Origin of the sequence: Nocardiopsis sp. L17-MgMaSL7 (assembly GCF_003182025.1) — a bacterium.
In the GTDB taxonomy this organism is placed as follows: Bacteria; Actinomycetota; Actinomycetes; order Streptosporangiales; family Streptosporangiaceae; genus Nocardiopsis; species Nocardiopsis prasina.
This window is the reverse complement of sequence record NZ_QGTF01000001.1, coordinates 303128-322104: the sequence shown is the minus strand read 5'-3', so window position 1 is coordinate 322104 and position 18977 is coordinate 303128. Positions and strand designations below refer to the sequence as shown.

Below are 18977 nucleotides of genomic sequence, written 5' to 3'. Positions count from 1 at the left end.
GGCCTCCACAGCCGCCCCGCCGCCGCCTCCACTGGCGGACCCCTTCAAGGCCGCGGCCGATTCTTTGTGCCGTTCCACGGCAGACGCACCCCGCCGCGCGCCGATACGTTGCCACTGCCAGCCCGAACACCGCCTTCCAGGGGACCCCTTGAACCTGCTCATCACCGGCATCACCACGCAGTCCTCCATCGCCTACGCGATCGCGGAGGAGGCCATGAACCAGGGCCACGAGGTGATCCTGACCAACCCGCCCGGCCGTGCCTTCTCCATCTGCGAGCGCATCGCCAAGCGGCTGCCCAAGGAGCCGGTCGCGGTCCTGCCCATGGACGTCACCGACCCCGCGCAGATCGCCGCCACGGCCAAGGCGATCGGTGAGCACTGGGACCACGTGGACGGCCTGCTCCACGCCATCGCCTTCGCGCCCGAGACCGCCCTGGGCGGCAACTTCCTCAACACCGAGTGGGAGGACGTGTCGAAGGCGATCCACATCTCCGGCTACTCGCTGGCCGCCCTCACCGTGGGCCTGCGCGACCTCCTCGCCAACGCGCCCGAAGGCGCCGGCGTGGTCTCCCTGACCTTCGACGCCAGCGTCGCCTGGCCCGTCTACGACTGGATGGGGTCGGCCAAGGCGGTCCTGGAGAACTCCGCCCGCTACCTCGCCCGCGACCTGGGCCCGCAGGGCATCCGCGTGAACACCATCTCCGCGGGTCCGATCAAGTCCCTCGCGGGCGGTTCCATCCCGGGCTTCTCGCAGATCGCCGACTCCTGGTCGGGCCACGCCCCGCTGGGCTGGGACACCAAGGACACCACCGTGGTGGCGGGCCCCGCGCTCTTCCTGATGTCGCCCGCCGCCCGCGCCGTCACCGGCACGGTCATGCACGTGGACGGCGGCTACCACGCCATGGGCGCCCCGCTCGCTCCGACCCCGGGCCCCACCCCGGCCTGATCCCGCGCCACGAGGGGCGCGCGGGAGGGATCACCGGGCCCGGCCGTCAACCGTGACGGCCGGGCCCGGTTCCGTCGGTGGTTCGGCGGACCCGAAGGCCCTGCACCCGGCCCGACCGCTCATCCGACACCCTCAGACCCGTGGGTCCGGCTCGGGCGCGGGGACCGGCGAGCCCAGGGTGAAGGCCCTCGGTCCGGGGCCGTGGGCGCGCAGGTGGGCCGTGCGCGCCCCGACCTGCTCCGGCGTGATCACAGTGGCGGAGCAGGACCACCACAGGGCCCGCTCCACCTCGGGGAAGCGACCGGTCGCCGCCCGGTGGACGAGGAGGTCGTCGTGGGCCCGCTCAACGAAGGAGCGGAGGTCGGCGGCGGAGCGCCAGCGGTTCACCACGCGCACTGCGGTCCCCTCGTCGGAGAAGTGGACCTCGCCGAGGTGGCCCGAGTGGTCCTCGGCCAGGGCGCGGAGCGCCGCGACCAGCACCGGCAGGTGGCGGGGGTCGCCGGTCAGCGTGCGGGACTCCACCAGGACCGCCCCCTGGTCGAGCTGAACTGGTGACACGCGGTGCCTCCGCGCTCTCCTGGGCGCGGCCGCGCGGTGGACGGTTCGGGTGGGAAAGAGGGTGCGCATGGGACCTCCCGACTCACTGGACCCCGGAAGCGAGGTCCACTCCGGCTCTGGTGGACTCGGTGGAACTGATGCCAGTATCGAAGTCCGACGCGTGAGCGAGGAGAGCCAATGGAGCCGAAAATGGACCCTGTTCGACGCACCGACGAGCTGGTGGACTCCCTGGGCGCCTGGTCCACCGGGAACGGTGCCCTCCACCGGCGGTTGTCCGACGCCCTGCGCGGACTGGTCGAGCAGGGCACCCTGGTCCCCGGCGAGCGCCTGCCCTCCGAACGCCGCCTGGCCTCCGCGCTGCGCGTCAGCCGCACCACCGTGGTCTCCGCCTACGACCACCTGCGAGCGGAAGGGGTCCTGGAGAGCCGTCAGGGCAGCGGTACCCGGGTGTGCGGGTCGCGAGCTCCGGTCCGCTCGGACGGCTGGAGCTCCAACGGCACCGGCAACCCCGTGTACCGCAACCTCCTCCACACCGACGAGAACCTCATCTCCGCCTCGTGCCTGCGCACCCCCGGCCTCGCCGGTGTCGAACGGGCCATCCGCGAGGTCACCGCCGAGGACCTGCCCGCCCTCATGGCCGAGGGCAACTACCACCCGCGCGGGCTCCCCGCCCTGCGCGAGGCGATCGCCCGGTACTACGAGCGGCAGGGCCTGCCCACCCACCCCGACCAGATCGTGGTCACGACCGGCGCCCACCAGGCCGTCGCCCTGGTCGCCCAGCTGTACCTGCGCCAGGGTTCCCCGGTGGTGGCCGAGGACCCCAGCTTCGCGGGCTGCCTCGACCTCATCCGGGACCGAGGCGCCCGGATCCACCCCGTCCCCCTGGACGACCAGGGGATCGACCCCAACGGGGTGCGCCGCGCCTTCGCGGAGACCTCACCGCACCTGCTCTACGTGATGCCCTCGTACCACAACCCCACCGGAACGCTCATGTCCGCGGCCCGCCGTCGGGAACTGGGGGAGCTGTCGGCCCGCCACGGGGTGCCGATCCTGGAGGACAGCGCGTACACGGGGATGCGGGCCGACGACGAGCCGGCGCCGCTGGCGGCCCACGCCCCGCGCGGGGCGGAGGTCGTGACCGTCGACTCCCTGTCCAAGGTGGGCTGGGCGGGTCTCCGCCTGGGCTGGCTGCGCGCCCCCGCCGAGATGGCGCTCCGGCTCAGCCGCCGCAAGGTGCTGGCCGACCTCGCGAGCCCCCTGCTCGACCAGGCGGTCGGCGTGCGCCTGGTCGACCGCTACGCCCAGCTCGCCCAGGAGAGGTCCGACCAGCTCCGCGAGGCGCTGACCCACGTCGAACACCTGCTGCGGAGGGACCTGCCCGACTGGCGGTGGCGGACCCCCGAGGGCGGCGCTGCCCTGTGGGTCCACCTGCCCGGGACCAGTGCCCGCGCCTTCGCGCAGGTCGCGCTCTCCCACGGTGTGGAGCTGGTGCCCGGACCGGCGATGTCGGCGTCGGAGAACGGCCGCCACGACGAGTACTTCCGGCTTCCCTTCGCCTACGACCGCGCCACCCGGGAGGAACTGGTGTGGCGCCTGGTCCGCTCGTGGCGGGAGCTGGACCGGCACGGCCCGGTGCAGGTCCACCCCGACGCCCTGGTGGTCTGACCTGCCTCAGGGCCCCGGACAGCAGCGAGGGCGGCACCTCACGGTGCCGCCCTCCGCCGTTCCCACCCCGACCGGTCGACGACCGGCGGACACGGGTGACTAGCCCAGCTGGACCTTGCGGGCCTCGGCGAAGCGCTCCTGGACGTCGGCCCAGTTGACGACGTTCCAGAACGCCTTGACGTACTCGCCCTTGACGTTCTTGTACTGGAGGTAGAAGGCGTGCTCCCACATGTCCAGCATGAGCAGCGGCTGCGTGCCGATGGCGATGTTGGCCTGCTGGTCGTACAGCTGCTCGATGATCAGACGCTGACCCAGGGCGTCCCAGGCCAGGATCGCCCAGCCCGAGCCCTGGATGCCGGTGGCCGCGGCGTTGAAGTGCGCGCGGAAGGCGTCGAAGGAACCGAACTGGTCGTCGATGGCCGCACCCAGCTCGCCCTCGGGCTTGTCGCCGCCCTCGGGGGAGAGGTTCTTCCAGAACACGGAGTGGTTGACGTGGCCGCCCAGGTTGAACGCGAGGTTCTTCTGGAGCAGGTTCACGGTGCCGAAGTCGCCGGCCTCACGGGCTTCCGCCATCTTGTCCAGCGCGGTGTTGGCGCCGGAGACGTAGTTGGCGTGGTGCTTGTCGTGGTGCAGCTCCATGATCTGACCGGAGATCCACGGCTCCAGGGCCGCGTAGTCGTAGGGCAGTTCGGGAAGCGAGTATGGCGCAGACATCTCTGACGCACCTTTCCAAATGACGCGAATCTTCGGGCTTACAGCGATGGGATCGCTCTAGTCAGCAAGCTATCAGCCAGGCGGCCGAGCACCCGATGTCAGGCTCTTTACACTCGGTGCCGGGAATAAACGGCCGCCGGGGGCCTACCCGCCGAAGGTCCCGTGGAACGGCCCGGGCTCCTCCGGGCCGACGCTCACGGGCCCGGCGCACCCCCGTCCGCTCAGGCCTTCCCCCAGCCTTCCCGCGCGCCCGAAGCACAAACCATCACGCTTGTTCACGAACCTCCTGAAATGCGCCGGAGGCGGGGTTCGGCATCCGACCGTCCTAACCTGGCCGGGCTGTCCGAGACCCGCTCGACGGGTGTGCCGGAGGACGTTGTTCGGGAGTTGGCCCTCCATTCACCGGGCGGGCATCGGGAACGGCGAAAATGCAGCGCCGAATTCGAGTGACGGAACCCGTTCAGACGCCTCGTTCGGCGCACAGTCTCCCTAGCACTCCGAGGCCGCCGCCGCTCATGCACACGTCCATTTCCAAGGCTCTCGCCGCGAGGGCCGCCTCCTTTCCGTCCCTTCCCGACGACATGCGCGCCAAGGGCCGCGCCGGTGTGTTCCGGCCCGAGATCGAGGGGTTGCGCGCGGTCGCCGTCCTCCTGGTGGTCGTCTACCACATCTGGCTCGGCCGGGTCTCCGGAGGCGTCGACGTCTTCCTGATGCTCACCGGGTTCCTGATCACCGGTTCCCTGGTCCGGAGCGTCGAACGGGAGGGACACGTCAGGTTCGCGGCCTTCTGGGCCCGGCTGGTCCGGCGCCTCGTCCCCGCCATGGCGGTGGTCCTGGCGGCGACCATGGCTGCCGCGTATCTGTGGCTGCCCCGCTCCCGCTGGGGCGACGTCCTCGACGAGATCCGCGCCGCCGCGCTCTATCACGAGAACTGGGTCCTGGCCCACGCGGCGGTGGACTACCTGGCCAGGGAGGCGGCGCCCAGCCCCGTCCAGCACTTCTGGTCGCTGTCCATCCAGGGGCAGTTCTACCTGCTGTGGCCGCTCCTGGTCACCCTCGCGGTGTTGGCGGCCACGCGGCTGCGGCTGCCGTTCCGTGTGACGATCCTGGCGCTGGTCACGGCGGTGTTCGCGCTGTCCCTGAGCTACTCGGTGTCGGTCACCGCCCGCGACCAGGCCTGGGCCTACTTCGACACGGGCGCCCGCCTCTGGGAACTGGCCCTGGGCGGGATCCTGGCCCTGGTCGTCCACCGCGTGAAGCTGCCCCTGCGCCTGCGGGTGTTCCTGGGGTGGTTCGGCCTGGCCGCCCTGGTCTCCTGCGGGCTGCTCCTCTCGGTGCCCACGCTCTTCCCCGGCTACGTCGCCCTGTGGCCGACCGGCGCCGCCGTCCTGGTGATCCTCGCCGGGACCACCGGCAGTCCGCGCGGAGCCGACCGCCTGCTCACCTGGGGGCCGCTCACCGTACTCGGCAGGTTCTCCTACTCCCTCTACCTGTGGCACTGGCCGGTCCTGGTCTGCTACCTGGAGGCCACCGGGCGTTCCCTGGCCACGCCGCTCGGCGGACTGGGCGTCTTCGGGGCGTCCCTGCTCCTGGCCTGGCTGACCCACCGCTTCGTGGAGGGGGGCCTGGACCGCTTCACCCGCCCGGTCATCCGACGCACCCCCGCGTGGTCGTCGGGTATCGCCGCGGCGCTGATCGTCCCGGTGCTGGCCGCCTCGCTGCTGTGGACCGACCGTATCGACCGGGAACGGGCCGAGCGCGCCCAGGAGCTGGCCGCCGCCGGCAGTTACCCCGGGGCCCAGGTGGTAGCCGATCCCGACCTGGCCGCGGTCCTGGCCGACGTCCCGGTCCGGCCCGACCCGGCGGACGCCCGTCAGGACCTGTCCTGGCACCACCAGGAGGGCTGCCACGTCACCCTCGCCTCGGAGGAGCTGGTGGTCTGCGACACCGGACCCGCCGACGCCGAGCGCACCATCGCCATGGTGGGCGCCTCGCGGGTCGCCCACTGGCACCCGGCCGTGCAGGCGGCCGCCGACGCCCGGGGATGGCGGCTGGTCTCCTTCACCAAGAGCGGTTGCCAGTTCAGCACCGAGACCTACCAGCGTGACGGTGCGGTCTTCGACGAGTGCGAGGTGTGGAAGGCCAAGGCGATGGCCGAGCTGGAGGAGTTGGGCCCGGACGCCGTCCTGACCTCCTCCACCCGTTCCACACTGGACACGGAGAGGGTCCACGACGGATTCCTGGAGATGTGGGAGTGGCTGGACGGGCTGGGGATCGAGGTGATCGGTCTGCGGGACCTGCCCCGGCTGACCTACAGGGGAGCGGAGTGCGTGGAGGCGGGGCCGGTCGACCAGTGCGTGTCGGCGGTCTCGGCCAGCCAGGACGAGGTGGACCCCGCCACCCTGGTCGAGCTGCCGCCCAACGTCACCCTGATGGACCTCACCGACCAGGTGTGCCCCGACGGCCACTGCAACGCGGTCGTCGGCAACATCCTGGTGTTCTGGGACCACTCACACATCACCGCGACCTATGCCCGCACGCTCGGTCCGGCGATGGAGGAGGCCCTGGCCGCGGCCACCGGCTGGTGACCCGGCCGGGCTGACGGCGAGGTGGGTTCACGTGCGTTGCGGACGCAGAAGTGTCCGGACGTGAAACAACGATGATGCGTTGGTGAACGCCGGGGGAATTGCTTCCCCTTCGGGTTTCGATTTCCCCGGTGAACAACTCCGAGGGCGCTTTGAGGAGTTAGTGTCGAAAGTGTCCGGGCCTTTCTCGATAAAGCCCGGATCTCCCCCGATTCCCGCTGCCACGCGACCCCCGTGGAGGTCCCCCTTGCGCACGCTCCGCCGAAGAGCCAAACCCCTCCTGGCGATCGGTGCCGTCCTCGGCCTGACCGTGCTCGCCCTTCCGTCCGTGCTGGGGGTCCTGGCCGTACTGAGCTGGGCGGAGGCCGTGATCGCCACCGCCGTGCTCCTGCTCGGCGGGCTGGTGTGCGCGCTCGGCGCGGGCCTGTGGACGCTCCGGCGCTCGATCCGGGCCCTGGCCGCCTCCGTCGACGGTCACACCCGCAGGGTCACCGAGGTACTCGGTCAGGACCGCCTGGAGATCACCCGCTCCCTCGACGGGGTGGGCGAGCGCCTGGTTCGGATCCAGGACCACGCCCTGCCCAGGGCCAGCAGGGAGATCCAGCGGGCCGTCACCGTCCAGGGCCGACACGACTACGAGCAGCAGGTCGCCTGGTCCGAGCTGCGCGCGTACCTGGACGTCGCACCCTTCATGCCCGCGCTGCGCGGCTGGGCCGCGTCCCCGGACGTGCTGCGTCTGCTCGTCCGGCTGATCGACCGCCAACGCCCCGAACTCGTGGTGGAGTGCGGCAGCGGCGCCTCCAGCGTGTGGATCGGCTACGCGCTGCGAAGAGCGGGAACCGGCCGCCTGGTCGCGATCGAGCACGAGGAAAGGTACGCGGAGCTCAGCCGGGACCTGGTCGCGGCGCACGGCCTCGACGACGTCGTGGAGGTCCGCCACGCACCGCTCACCGAGATCAAGCCCGAACTGGCCGGGGCCGAACCCGACGGTCCGGTCGAGTCCCAGCCCCTGTGGTACGACCTCTCCCGCCTGACCGACCTGGACCGTGTCGGCCTGCTGTTCGTGGACGGGCCGCCCCAGGCCACCGGCGTACAGGCCAGGTACCCGGCGGTCCCGGCGCTCCTGCCGCACTGCACCGACGACGCCGTGGTCGTCCTGGACGACGCCGACCGGCCCGACGAGCGCGCGCTGGGGGACCGGTGGGTCGCCGAGTTCGGCCTGCGCCGCACCGAGGAGCCCTCGGAGAAGGGTGCCCACGTGTTCACCCGTCAGGCCCCCTGACCCGTCACCGTCCCCCACCCCGACGCCGCTCCCGTTCCCGACACCGCACGGCAGCCCGCCCCCAGCCGCCGCCCGACCTCGAAGGCCACCCGATGATCACCACCGTCCTTCGGAACGCCCTGCGCGCTCGCGGCAGGGAACCGGCAGTGCTCTGCCACACCGGCGCCGACACCCGGGCCGAACTGGCCGGACTGCCCACCGCACCGGCCGACGTGATCCTGGACCTGGACGCCCGGCCCCTCGGCGAACCCGTCCTCGACGACGACCGGGTGGCGGGGCTGGTGGCTGTGGTCGCGGCCACCACCACCGACCTCAACCGGGTCCTCACCGCCGCCGTCCACCTGCCCCGCGCCGTGCACGTGGTGGTGGCCCTCGTCGCCACCCCCGGCCACCAGGAGCCCCCGGTCCCGGCGGGACCCGGCATGGGCCAGTGGCGCGACCTCCAGGAGCTGCGGGTGCGCCGTGTGGGCAGCCGGGGTTGGGTGTGCGAGCTGTTCTTCCCCAACGCCACCGAGTCCGCCCCGGTCCTGGACGCGGTCCTCCACGGAACCCGGGGCCGACGCCGGGGCCCGGCCGTCACACCCCTGGTCGCCCTGAACGGCGCCGAGGCGGCCCTGTGGCGGCCCGGTGACACGGGCGCCCACGGCGTGGCGCAGGAGGGGCCGGTCCCGCTGCGCCGGGTCACCCCGGTGGGCGACCTCGCCCTGCGCGTGCACGGCGCCACGCCCCCGCCCGTGTGGACCGACGAGACCGTGCCCGCCCTGGACCGGACCACCACCGGCACCGACTCCTGGGAGGCACTGACCGGCCCGGACGGCTACGAGCAGGCGTCCCGCTCCGCGCTCCTGACCACCGACCGCCCCGACGCGGACCCCGTCCAGCGGATCGCGCCCATCGACGAGACCACCGTCAACCCCACCGGCTTCAACAAGGCCGAGAAGGGGCCCCTGGCCGACCTCACCCTGCGCGGCGACCGCGCCGTCATCGCCGACGGCCGCAAGGAGCTGGTCGCGGTCGCCCCGGACGGGACGGTCACGGACGTGGACCTGTCCCGCCTGCGCCACCTGCGCGGCGTACGGGTGGACTGGTCCGGCCACCGCGGCCCCCACGCCGCCGTGCGCGCCGTGGCCTCCCTCGCCGCGGGTGGTGTCCCGCTGGTCAGCGGACCGGTCCCCACCTGGGCCGCGGGACTGGGCGCCCCGCTCACCGCGCTGCTCGACTCCGCGACCGACGCCGACCTGTCCGACCGGCTGGCCCGCGAGGAGCACAGCGTGCGCCTGCGCCGCGCGGCCCTGTACACCCACGGCCAGCGCTCGCGTTGGCGCGCGCTGGCGGCCGAGGCCGGGGTGCCCGTGCCCCCGGCCCCCCGGATCTCCGTCATCCTGTGCACCCGCCGCCCCGACATGGTGGGGTTCGCCCTCGCCCAGATCGCCCGGCAGCGCGGGGTGGAGGCGGAGACCGTGCTCACCCTGCACGGATTCCCGGCGTCGCTGCCCGAGGTGCGCTCGGCGATCGACGCCCACCGGTCCACCGGCCTGCCCCTGGTCGTTCACGAGGCACCCGCCGACCGGGTCTTCGGCGCCGTGCTCAACGACTCCGTCGCCCGGGCCTCCGGCGACCTCATCGCCAAGTGGGACGACGACGACTGGTACGGCCCCGAACACCTCGCCGACCTGGTCCTGGCCCGTACCTACTCCGGGGCCGAGCTGGTCGGCACCGGCCAGGACTTCGTCTTCCTCCAGGAGATCGACCTCATGGTCTGGCGCAGCCGGGAGTCCGAGACCGCCACCCGGTTCATCGCCGGGGGCACCATCCTCACCGACCGCGTGGTGCTGGAGGAGACCGGCGGGTTCCGCCCGCTGCCCCGCGCCATCGACACCCAACTGCTCATCGCCGTCACCCGGGGCGGTGGCCGCGTCCACCGCACCCACGGGCTGGGCTACGTGCTGCGCCGCACCGGCGGCGGACACACCTGGTCCGAGGACATGGCCTACTTCCTGCACAACTACGCCCGACAGTGGTCCGGCTGGCGTCCCAGCTCCCTCCTTGAGGGCGAGCCCGCTCCGCTGGGGAGCGGTGCCGCAGCCGCGAGCCCGGCCGTGACCACACAGCACACGGGGGGACACCCTTGACCAGTACCGAAGAACACACCGTCCCGGCCGTGGATCCGGTCCCCGCCACGGGCCCGGAGACCGTCCCCGGACAGCCGCTCCCGCGAGGCGCGGCGGATTTCGGCGACCAGCCCCGGCTGCGCCGCAACGACTACGCCCCGCTGACCCCGCCCCCGCTGGGGGAGTGGACGCCCACACTGTCGGTGAGCGTGGTGATCCCGGCGCACGGCCAGCCGGAGAAGCTCGCGCTGGTACTGGCCTCGCTGGCGGCCCAGAGCTACCCGGACCACCTCATGGAGGTCGTCGTGGTGGACGACGGGTCACCCGACCCCCTCACCCTGCCGCGGGTACGCCCGGAGAACACCCGCCTGATCACCTCGGCGCCCGGCGGCTGGGGTTCGGCGCACGCCGTCAACACCGGGGTCGCCGCCTCCTCCGGACAGGTCGTCCTGCGCCTGGACGCCGACATGCTCGTCTACCGCGAGCACGTGGAGTCCCAGATGCGCTGGCACCACCAGATCGACTACGGGGTCGCCCTCGGCCACAAGTTGTTCGTGGACTTCGACCCGGCCGCGATGACCCCGGAGCACGTGCGCGCCGAGGTGGCCGCCGGACGCGCCGAGGCCCTCTTCGACTCGGAGACCGCCGACCCGCACTGGGTGGAACGGCTGATCAACAGGAACGACCGGCTGCGCACCGCCGGACGCCTGTCCTACAAGGTGTTCATCGGCGCCACCGGATCGCTGCACCGGACCCTGTTCGACGCGGCGGGGGGACTGGACGCCGCCCTCATCCTGGGCGGCGACACCGAGTTCGCGTACCGGGTGGCCCAGCGCGGCGCGGTCTTCGTCCCGGACCTGGACACCAGCAGCTGGCACCTGGGCCGCTCCCAGATGCAGACCCGGCGCGACGCGGGCACCCGCTACCGGATGCCGTACGTGGCCAACCGGGTGCCCGACTTCCACCTGCGGCGCAAGCTCCCCGAACGCCAGTGGGAGGTGCCGCTGGTCGACGTCGTGCTGGACGCCACGGGCCACACCCTGGAGGAGGTCGACGCCACCGCGTCGGCCCTGCTGTCCGGGACCACTCCGGACCTGCGCCTGTGGATGGTGGGGCCCTGGGACTCGCTGGACGACGGGCGGCGCTCCCCCCTCGACGAGGAGGCCCTGGACACGCGCCTGGTCCAGGAGACCTTCCGGGGCGACCCCCGAGTGCGGTTCGTGGAGACCGCCCCCGACCGCGATCCGTGCGCCACCTTCCGCCTGATCGTGGGGGCCGGGGCCGTCCCGGCCGCCGACGCCCTGCGCGACCTCGTCAAGGAGATCGACCGGGAGGGCGCCGGACTGCTCTGCGCGCCCCTGCCCGGAGCCACCCGGGGCGACGGGATCCTGCGCCTCGAACGCGCCTCCGCCTACGCCCGTGCCCTGCACCTGGAACCGGAGGCGACCGGAACGGACCTGGACCGGGTGGTGGAGCGGACCCACGGGACGCACTGGATTCCGGGGGAGGGCTTCGTGGTCGGCACCGAGGCCGAGGACGCTCCCAAGGAGAGACCGGAGGTCATCCAGAGACGGCTGGACCGTGCCCTGGCAGAAGCCGACCGACTCCGGGCCAGAGCGGAGCGGGCCGAACGCAAGCTGCGCTGGTTCACCCCCGGACTGACCCGGAGGGTACTGCGCAAGCTGGCCCGCTAGCGGAGGCGGGCGGGTCGCGGCCCGGGGGGTTCTGTCCGCGTACAGACACGCCGTGACGGTAAGTCACCGTGTGTAACCTGAGTGGCTAGGGTGGGCGGTGTGACCGGACAGGACCGGTTCGCACCTCCACCCACTCCGAACCCCGGGGTCGCCGATGATCAGCTCAGTCCTACGCCAGGCGTTGCGCACTCGCGGCGACGAAGCGGCGGTCCTCTGCCACACCGGGGACCGCGCGTCGACCCTGGAGGCGCTCTCCGGCCTGCGGTTGCGCTCCGACGACCTGACGGTCGACCTCGACACGCACCCCCTCGGGGAAACGATCGAGGTCGCCGGGGTGGGCGGGGACGGCCAGCCCGAGGCGGTCGGGCTCGTCGCGGTGGTCGCAGCCAGCCTCACCGACCTGCGCCGCAGCCTCGTCACCGTCAACGCCCTGCCCCCCACCGTCCACCTGGTCGTGGTGGTCGCCGACACGCCGGGGCACCGCGGTCCCCTCGTCCCGAGTCCGCCGGGCATCGACGAGTGGAACGACCTCCTGGAGATGCGCGTCCGCCGCCTGGGCAAGCGCGGCTGGGTCTGCGAACTGTACTTTCCCAACTCCGTCGAGACCGGCCAGGCACTCGACTGCGTCCTGCACGGAACCACGGGCGGGCGACGCGGCCAACGGGCCACGCCCCTGGCGGGGGTCCACGGGACGGGCGGGGCGCGGTGGCGGCCGGGCGACGTCGCCGCCACCGGGGTCAGCGCGACCGGTCCGGTACCGCTGCGCCGGGTCTCACCCGTGGCCGACATCGTGGTCCGTGCCGCTGACGGAGAACTTCCGCCGTGGGAGGACTCCGTCGTCCCGCACCTCGACCTGCCCAGCTCCGGGGCCCGGGTCGGCGAACCCGACCCCGTCACCGCGCTGGCCCCCGTCGACGAGCAGTGCGTGAACCCCGTCGGCTTCACCAAGAAGGCGGGCGGCCCCATGGGCGACCTGTCGGCCCGCGGCGGGCGCTGCGTCCTCCGCGAGGGCGAGCGGGTACTGAGCACCGTCCCCGAGGACGGCACGCTCACCGACCTCGACATCGGCCGCGCCCGCTACCTGCGCGGCGTGCGTGTGGACTGGTCCGGGCACACGAACCCGGTCGCCGTCGTCCGGGCGGTCGTCGCCCTGGCCGCCGGAGGGGTCCCCGTGGTCAGCGGACCCGCTCCCGAGTGGGCGGCCGGGCTCGGGCCGGAGCTCACCACCGTACTCACCAGCCTGGACGCGACGGCGCTGGCCGACCCCCTCAGCCGGGAGGAGCACAGCGTCCGGCTGCGGCGCGCCGCCCTGCGTACCCACGGCCAGCTGGCCCGTTGGCGCGCCCTGGCAACCCGGGCCGGGGTACCGATTCCGCCCGAACCCCTGGTGTCGGTGATGCTGTGCACGCGGCGGCCCGAGCTGGTGGGGTTCGCCCTCGCCCAGGTGGCCCGGCAGCGCGGGGTGCGGTTCGAGCTGGTCCTGGCCCTGCACGGGTTCTCCGCCGAGCTGCCCGAGGTCCGTGCGGCCGTGGCGGACTTCGCGGCCACCGGCAGACCGATCACCGTGCACGAGGCCCCGGCGGACCAGGTGTTCGGCGCGGTCCTCAACGACGCGGTGGACCGCACGTCCGGCAGCGTGATCGCCAAGTGGGACGACGACGACTGGTACGGACCCGAACACCTCGCCGACATGCTGATGGCGCGCACCTACGCCTGCGCCGACCTGGTCGGTGTCACCCAGGACCTCGTGTACCTGGAGGAACTCGACCTCACCGTGTGGCGGAGCTACCAGACCGAGAAGCCGTCGCCGGACGTGGTGGGCAGCACGATCGTCATCGACCGCTCCGTCCTGCGCGACGTCGGCGGGTTCCGTCCCCTGCCCAGGGCGATCGACAGCCAGCTGCTCCTGGCGGTGCGCCGCAGCAGCGGGCGGATCTATCGCACCCACGGCCTCGGCTACCTGCTGCGCCGCGCCGGGCAGGGGCACACCTGGGGCGCCGACATGGGCTACTTCCTTCGCAGGAGCACCCGGCAGTGGTCCGGGTGGCGGCCGAGCGCCCTGTTGGAGGGCGCGCCCGCCCCGCTGGGCCAGCCGGACCCGGGCCCGGCGAGGACACTGCTCCGGACCACCGAGTACACGGGAGGACAGTCGTGACCAGTGCGGACAACGTCTCGGAACGCCAGTCGGGGGAGCGGGCCGACACCCGGGTACGGGTCGGGGTGGTCCCGGAACAGGGGCAGCCCCTGGGAGGGGAGGACACCGGGCGGCTCGCGGCGTCCCCGCGACAGCCCCTGGTGTTCCGCAACGACTACGCGCGACTGGACCCGCCCCCGCTGGGGGAGTGGACGCCGACGCTGTTGGTGAGCGTGGTGATCCCGGCGCACGGTCAGCCGGAGAAACTGGCGATGGTGCTGGCCTCGCTGGCGGCGCAGAGCTACCCGGCGCACCTCATGGAGGTGGTCGTGGTGGACGACGGTTCGCCCGTGCCGCTCGCACTGCCCGAGGTGCGCCCGGAGCACACGCGCCTCATCACCTCCGACCCCGGCGGCTGGGGTTCGGCGCACGCAGTCAACACCGGGGTCGCGGACTCGTCCGGGCAGGTGGTCCTGCGCCTGGACGCGGACATGCTCGTCTACCGCGAGCACGTGGAGTCCCAGATGCGCTGGCACCACGTGGTGGACTACGCCGTGGTCATGGGCCACAAGATGTTCGTGGACTTCGACCCGTCCGCGATGACCCCGGAGCACGTCCGGGACGAGGTGGCCGCCGGACGCGCCGAGGCGCTCTTCGACCTGGAGGGCGCCGACCCGCACTGGGTGGAGCGGTTCATCGACCGGCACGACCGACTGCGCTCGGCCCACCACGAGGCCTTCAAGGTGTTCGTCGGGGCGACCGGATCGCTGCACCGGAGCCTGTTCGACGCGGCGGGCGGCCTGGATCCGGCCATGATCCTGGGCGGGGACAGCGAGTTCGGCCACCGGGTGGCCCAACGGGGAGCCTTCTTCGTTCCGGACCTGGAGACCAGCAGCTGGCACCTGGGGCGCTCGCAGATGCAGGAGAAGAGGGACGCCGGGACCCGCTACCGGAAGCCCTACGTGGCCAACCGGGTGCCCGACTTCCACCTGCGGCGCAAGCAGCCCGAGCGCCAGTGGGAGGTGCCGCTGGTCGACGTCGTGCTGGACGCCGCGGACCACACCCTGGAGGAGATCGACGCCACCGCCTCGGCCCTGCTCTCCGGGACGACCCCGGACCTGCGCCTGTGGATGGTGGGCCCGTGGGGCGCACTGGACGAGGAGCGCCGCTCCCCGCTGGAGGAGGACGTCCTCGACCTGAGGCTGGCCCACGAGACCTTCCGGGGCGACCCGCGCGTGCGGTTCGTCGAGAGCGAACCGAGCACGGATCCCCGCGTGCCCTACCGCCTGTACCTGGAGGCCGGCGCCGAACCGTACCCCAGGGCCCTGGCGGAGATGGTCCACGCCTGTGACACCCAGGCGGTGGGGCTGCTCTGCGCGCCCATGCCGGGCGCCCTCACGGCGGAGGAGGGGATGCTGCGCCTGGAGCGGACCGCCGCCTTCGCCCGCGCCCGCCACCTCGACCCCGAGGTGACCGGCCGGGACCTGGACCGGCTGGTGGAGGAGGTCCACGGCATCCACTGGATGCCCGCGACGGACCTGGTCCTCGCGACGGACGACGAGGAGGCCCGCCTGGAGTCCCCGGCTGCCGCGCGGCAGGAGGAGGCCGACCCACAGGACGTGGCCCTGCTCCAGGGGGAACTGGAACAGGTCCGGGCCCGGGCGGACCGCATGCGCCGCAGGGCCGAGCGGGCCGAACGCAAGCTGCGCTGGTTCACCCCGGGCCTGGTCCGCCGGGCCCTGCGCCGCATGGTGCGCTAGGGCGTCCGGGAACGCCGACGGGGTCAGCCGCCGAAGGAGGTGAGCGCTCCCCGGTCGTCGAACCGAGCGCCCGGGGCCCACGCGATCTCCCAGCGGTTGCCCTCCGGGTCCGCGACGTAGGCGGACCGCCCTCCCCAGGGGCGGTCCGTCGGTTCGGCCACGACCTCGGCACCCGCCCGGACGGCGGACGCGAACGCCCCGTCGACCTGTGCGCGCTCGTCCACGTTGCAGGCCAGGGTGAACCCCGACCAGCCAGTCGCGGCGGGCAGCACGCCGTCGGACGCCTCGGCGGCCAGTTCCGCCACGGGGAACAGGGACAGCAGGACACCCCCCACCAGGAACCCCGTCCACCCGTCCGAACCGGACGGCACCTCCTCCCAGCCGAGGGCCAGGTAGAACCGGCGCAGCTCCGGCAGGTCGCGGGCTCCGAGAGTGACCACGGTCAGACGCGGCGGGAGTTCGTCCATACCGCGAGGGTACGTCGCGGGGCCCTACCTACGGAACCCACAGGCCGAGCGCCTCGGCGACCAGGGCGGGGCGCTCCTGACCCTCGATCTCCACGGTGTGCTCGGTGGAGACCAGGTAGCCCCTGGGGGTCGGCTTCACCTCGCCGAGCAGCACGGCGTCGCGCACCCGCGACCCCACGGTGACCGGCTGGAGGAAGCGCACCTTGTTGAGGCCGTAGTTGATGGACATCCGCGGCTTCACGGTGAGGGAGAAGACGCTCTGGGAGAAGTGCGCCAACAGCGACAGCGACAGGTAGCCGTGCGCGATGGTGGCGCCGAAGGGACCCTCAGCGGCGCGCTCGGCGTCCTGGTGGATCCACTGGTGGTCGTCGGTCGCGTCGGCGAACAGGTCGATGCGGTCCTGGGTGATGGTCAGCCAGTCGGTCCGGCCCAGGTGCTCTCCCTGGGCCGCGACGACCTCCTGGACGTCGGCGAATACGCGCACCACGCCTCCACGTGCGTCGGGGGTCCGGTGTCGGGGCCGGACGCGGTGAGCGACAGGATACCTAACGCTGTTCGGTTATGGGGTGTTGTCCGACGCCCGGTTCGAGCGCGCGTCCAGGACCAGGGTCCTCGCGGTGTACCCGGACAGGGCCACCCGGTCCACGTCGTGCCCCAGACCGCTCTCGGCGAGCGGGACCGGCACCACGCCGTCGTGCGCGCGCACCGGGGGAATCACCAGGTCACGGCCACGACTACTGGAACTCGGCATCTCCACCGGCAGGGTCGCGCCGGACAGCGAGGCCAGCGCGACCGTCGCCGCGCGGCCCACCCCGGTCACCGCCGAGGAACCGCACCACACGCCCCAGCCCGCGTCCACCGCCCGGTCCACCGCGCGCCGGGCCTCGGTCAACCCGCCCAGCCGTGCCGGGTCCACGTTCACCGCGCGCCCCGCCTCGGCCAGCACCGCCTCGCGCAGATCGTCCACCGACGACAGCGACCGGTACAGGGCCACGGGGGTGCGCAGCTCGGCCGACAGGCGCGCGTGCGCGCCCAGGTCACCGGCGGCGAACGGGTCCTCGATCGCCAACAGCCCGAGCGCGTCCAACGACCGCAGCGCGTCCAGGTCCGCGGTGGACTCCGTGTAGCGTCCGCCCGCGTCCACCTGGAGGACGAGGAACGGGAAACTCGACTGCACGGCCCGGATCACGTCGGTGTCCCAGCCCGGTTCGACCTCCAGTCGGATCCGCCGGAATCCCGCGCCGACCCTCCGGTTCACCTCCGTGACCACCGACTCCAGGGTCGCCTGCCGGGGCAGGGTCACCCCCGCGGTGAGCGCGGTGCGCTCACCGCCCAGCGCGTGCGCCAGCGGTGTGGATCGCTGGCGGCTCCACAGGTCCCAGCACGCGGTGTCCAGGGCACCGCTCAGCGCGGGGTCCCAGGGCAGGTCCGCGAAGGCGTCGGCCACCTCGGTGGGGCGGCGCCAGGTGTGGTCCAGGAGGGCGGGCGCGAAGTCGCGGACGAGCGCCTCCCACTGGTCGGCGGTGGCCCGGGACACCTCGCCCCAGCCGCTCACCTGTCCGTCGGACACCCGGACCAGCACGGGAACGGACCCGTCGGAGCCGCGCCCGGCCAGTGACGGCCGCAGCCGCACGAGTTCGAGCTCGACGATCCGGGTCACCGTTACCGCTCCGGTGTGTGTCACTACAGTCCCACCTCATGTGTTCGGGCCCCGGTCACGGGCCCCGCCATCGGAGGGGCCACCCCTCGACGGTACCCCCGCCCGTCCGGCCCGACCACCCCGTCCCGAGGCACGGATTCCGCGGCTGACCCCAGGTCGGGCGGGTTTGGTCGGGGTGCGTGGGGGTTCGTCCACTCACACTGAGGAGGGGGCCGCCCGTACGGACGCCCCCCTCCCGCCAACCGCTCGCGCGACTAGGAGGCGAGCACCTCGTCGAGTTCGCGGTACTTCATCCCGTGCGCCTCGGCGACCGGAGCGTAGACCAGGTCACCCTCGAACGTGTTGAGGCCCTCGGCCAGCGAGGCGTCCTCCCGCAGCGCCTGCTTCCAGCCCTTCTCCGCCAGGGCCACCGTGTACTTCAGGGTGTCCTTGGTCAGGGCGTGGGTGGAGGTGTTCGGCACGGCGCCCGGCATGTTGGCCACGCAGTAGAACACGGTGTCGTGCACGGCGAAGGTCGGGTCGTCGTGCGTGGTCGGCCGCGAGTCCTCGAAGCAACCGCCCTGGTCGATGGCGATGTCGACCAGCACCGCACCCGGACGCATCCGCGAGACCAGCTCGTTGGAGATGAGCCTGGGGGCCTTGGCGCCCGGCACCAGGACCGCGCCGATGACCATGTCGGACTCCAGGACGGACAGCTCCAGCTCGAAGGCGTTGGAGACCACCGTCTTGACCTGGCCCCGGTACAGCGCGTCCATGTGCCTCAGCTTGTGGACGTTCAGGTCCAGCACGGTCACGTTCGCGCCCATGCCGACCGCGATCTGGGTGGCGTTGAGCCCGGACACCCCGGCGCCGATCACGGTGACGTTGGCCGGGCGCACCCCCGGAACCCCGCCCATCAGGACACCCCGGCCGCCGTTGGGGCGCTGGAGCGTCACCGAACCCACCTGCGTGGCGAGCCGCCCGGCCACCTCCGACATCGGGGCGAGCAGCGGGAGCGAACCGTCGGGCAGCTGCACGGTCTCGTAGGCGATACCGGTGACCCCGCGATCCAGCAGAGCGTCAGTGCACTCGCGGGAGGCGGCAAGGTGCAGGTACGTGAACAGGGTCTGCCCCGCGCGCATGCGGTGGTACTCGGCCGGGACGGGCTCCTTGACCTTGAGGATCAGGTCGCCCGCGGCCCAGACCTCGTCGGCGGTGGGCAGGATACTGGCCCCCGCCGCGAGGTACTCCTCGTTCGTGATGGAGGAACCGGCCCCGGCGTCGTGTTCGACGAAGACCTCATGACCCCGGCGGGTCAGCTCGTGGACACCCGCAGGGGTGATCGCCACACGGTACTCGTGGTTCTTGATCTCGCGGGGCACGCCGATGCGCACGATTCCTCCAACTGGTATCGCCATTGAT

The 18977-nt window shown here is 72.8% G+C and carries 14 protein-coding genes; 8 read left to right on the top strand and 6 right to left on the bottom strand.

All coding sequences use genetic code 11. The features are described from left to right. The first annotated feature begins 148 nt into the window (after positions 1-148). Positions 149-946, top strand: a complete 798-nt coding sequence (gene fabI, locus BDW27_RS01380; RefSeq protein WP_017543862.1) for an enoyl-ACP reductase FabI — start codon at positions 149-151, stop codon at positions 944-946. Positions 947-1078: 132 nt separating this feature from the next. On the opposite strand, the gene BDW27_RS01375 is transcribed toward fabI, so the two are convergent. After that, the gene (locus BDW27_RS01375) at positions 1079-1504 is read right to left on the bottom strand and encodes a DUF3291 domain-containing protein (protein WP_233515584.1); all 426 of its coding nucleotides are present in this window, start codon (positions 1502-1504) and stop codon (positions 1079-1081) included. 189 nt (positions 1505-1693) lie between these two features. Here BDW27_RS01375 and BDW27_RS01370 point away from each other — a divergent pair, with 189 nt between their 5' ends. Further along, positions 1694-3169, top strand: coding sequence for a PLP-dependent aminotransferase family protein (locus tag BDW27_RS01370; protein WP_110047887.1), 1476 nt, complete (start codon positions 1694-1696; stop codon positions 3167-3169). 99 nt (positions 3170-3268) lie between these two features. Here BDW27_RS01370 and BDW27_RS01365 read toward each other — a convergent pair whose 3' ends face one another. Continuing rightward, positions 3269-3883, bottom strand: coding sequence for a superoxide dismutase (locus tag BDW27_RS01365; RefSeq protein WP_017543865.1), 615 nt, complete (start codon positions 3881-3883; stop codon positions 3269-3271). 515 nt (positions 3884-4398) lie between these two features. Between BDW27_RS01365 and BDW27_RS01360 the strand changes: the two genes are divergently transcribed. The 6 genes from BDW27_RS01360 to BDW27_RS01335 all read left to right on the top strand — a co-directional run bounded on the left by BDW27_RS01360 (position 4399) and on the right by BDW27_RS01335 (position 15449). Next, on the top strand, positions 4399-6471 hold the full coding sequence (locus BDW27_RS01360) for an acyltransferase family protein (protein ID WP_110047886.1): 2073 nt from the start codon (positions 4399-4401) through the stop codon (positions 6469-6471). 244 nt (positions 6472-6715) lie between these two features. Continuing rightward, complete coding sequence (locus BDW27_RS01355; protein WP_110047885.1) at positions 6716-7750, top strand: class I SAM-dependent methyltransferase; 1035 nt, start codon at positions 6716-6718, stop codon at positions 7748-7750. Positions 7751-7842: 92 nt separating this feature from the next. Then, complete coding sequence (locus BDW27_RS01350; protein WP_110047884.1) at positions 7843-9882, top strand: glycosyl transferase family 2; 2040 nt, start codon at positions 7843-7845, stop codon at positions 9880-9882. Next, entirely contained in the window at positions 9879-11555 is a 1677-nt protein-coding gene (locus BDW27_RS01345) for a glycosyltransferase family 2 protein (RefSeq protein WP_199560508.1), read from the top strand. Before BDW27_RS01350 ends, BDW27_RS01345 begins: the two co-directional genes overlap by 4 nt. A gap of 154 nt (positions 11556-11709) precedes the next feature. Further along, entirely contained in the window at positions 11710-13710 is a 2001-nt protein-coding gene (locus BDW27_RS01340) for a glycosyltransferase family A protein (protein WP_110047883.1), read from the top strand. Beyond that, entirely contained in the window at positions 13707-15449 is a 1743-nt protein-coding gene (locus BDW27_RS01335) for a glycosyltransferase family 2 protein (RefSeq protein WP_110047882.1), read from the top strand. Before BDW27_RS01340 ends, BDW27_RS01335 begins: the two co-directional genes overlap by 4 nt. Before the next feature lie 23 nt (positions 15450-15472). On the opposite strand, the gene BDW27_RS01330 is transcribed toward BDW27_RS01335, so the two are convergent. From BDW27_RS01330 to ald, 4 genes are all read right to left on the bottom strand, one after another. Next, entirely contained in the window at positions 15473-15916 is a 444-nt protein-coding gene (locus tag BDW27_RS01330) for a VOC family protein (RefSeq protein ID WP_110047881.1), read from the bottom strand. A 28-nt stretch (positions 15917-15944) separates the two neighbouring features. Beyond that, complete coding sequence (locus BDW27_RS01325) at positions 15945-16400, bottom strand: MaoC family dehydratase (protein ID WP_026129128.1); 456 nt, start codon at positions 16398-16400, stop codon at positions 15945-15947. A 75-nt stretch (positions 16401-16475) separates the two neighbouring features. Next, complete coding sequence (locus tag BDW27_RS01320) at positions 16476-17600, bottom strand: enolase C-terminal domain-like protein (protein WP_026129129.1); 1125 nt, start codon at positions 17598-17600, stop codon at positions 16476-16478. A 230-nt stretch (positions 17601-17830) separates the two neighbouring features. Next, the gene (gene ald / locus BDW27_RS01315) at positions 17831-18949 is read right to left on the bottom strand and encodes an alanine dehydrogenase (RefSeq protein WP_110047880.1); all 1119 of its coding nucleotides are present in this window, start codon (positions 18947-18949) and stop codon (positions 17831-17833) included. Between the last annotated feature and the right edge of the window lie 28 nt (positions 18950-18977).

Coding starts and splice junctions, on each gene's coding strand:
- BDW27_RS01360 (WP_110047886.1), top strand. CDS start 4,399: ATGCACACGTCCATTTCCAAGGCTCTCGCCGCGAGGGCCGCCTCCTTT.
- BDW27_RS01340 (WP_110047883.1), top strand. CDS start 11,710: ATGATCAGCTCAGTCCTACGCCAGGCGTTGCGCACTCGCGGCGACGAA.
- BDW27_RS01365 (WP_017543865.1), bottom strand. CDS start 3,883: ATGTCTGCGCCATACTCGCTTCCCGAACTGCCCTACGACTACGCGGCC.
- BDW27_RS01350 (WP_110047884.1), top strand. CDS start 7,843: ATGATCACCACCGTCCTTCGGAACGCCCTGCGCGCTCGCGGCAGGGAA.
- BDW27_RS01370 (WP_110047887.1), top strand. CDS start 1,694: ATGGACCCTGTTCGACGCACCGACGAGCTGGTGGACTCCCTGGGCGCC.
- BDW27_RS01330 (WP_110047881.1), bottom strand. CDS start 15,916: ATGGACGAACTCCCGCCGCGTCTGACCGTGGTCACTCTCGGAGCCCGC.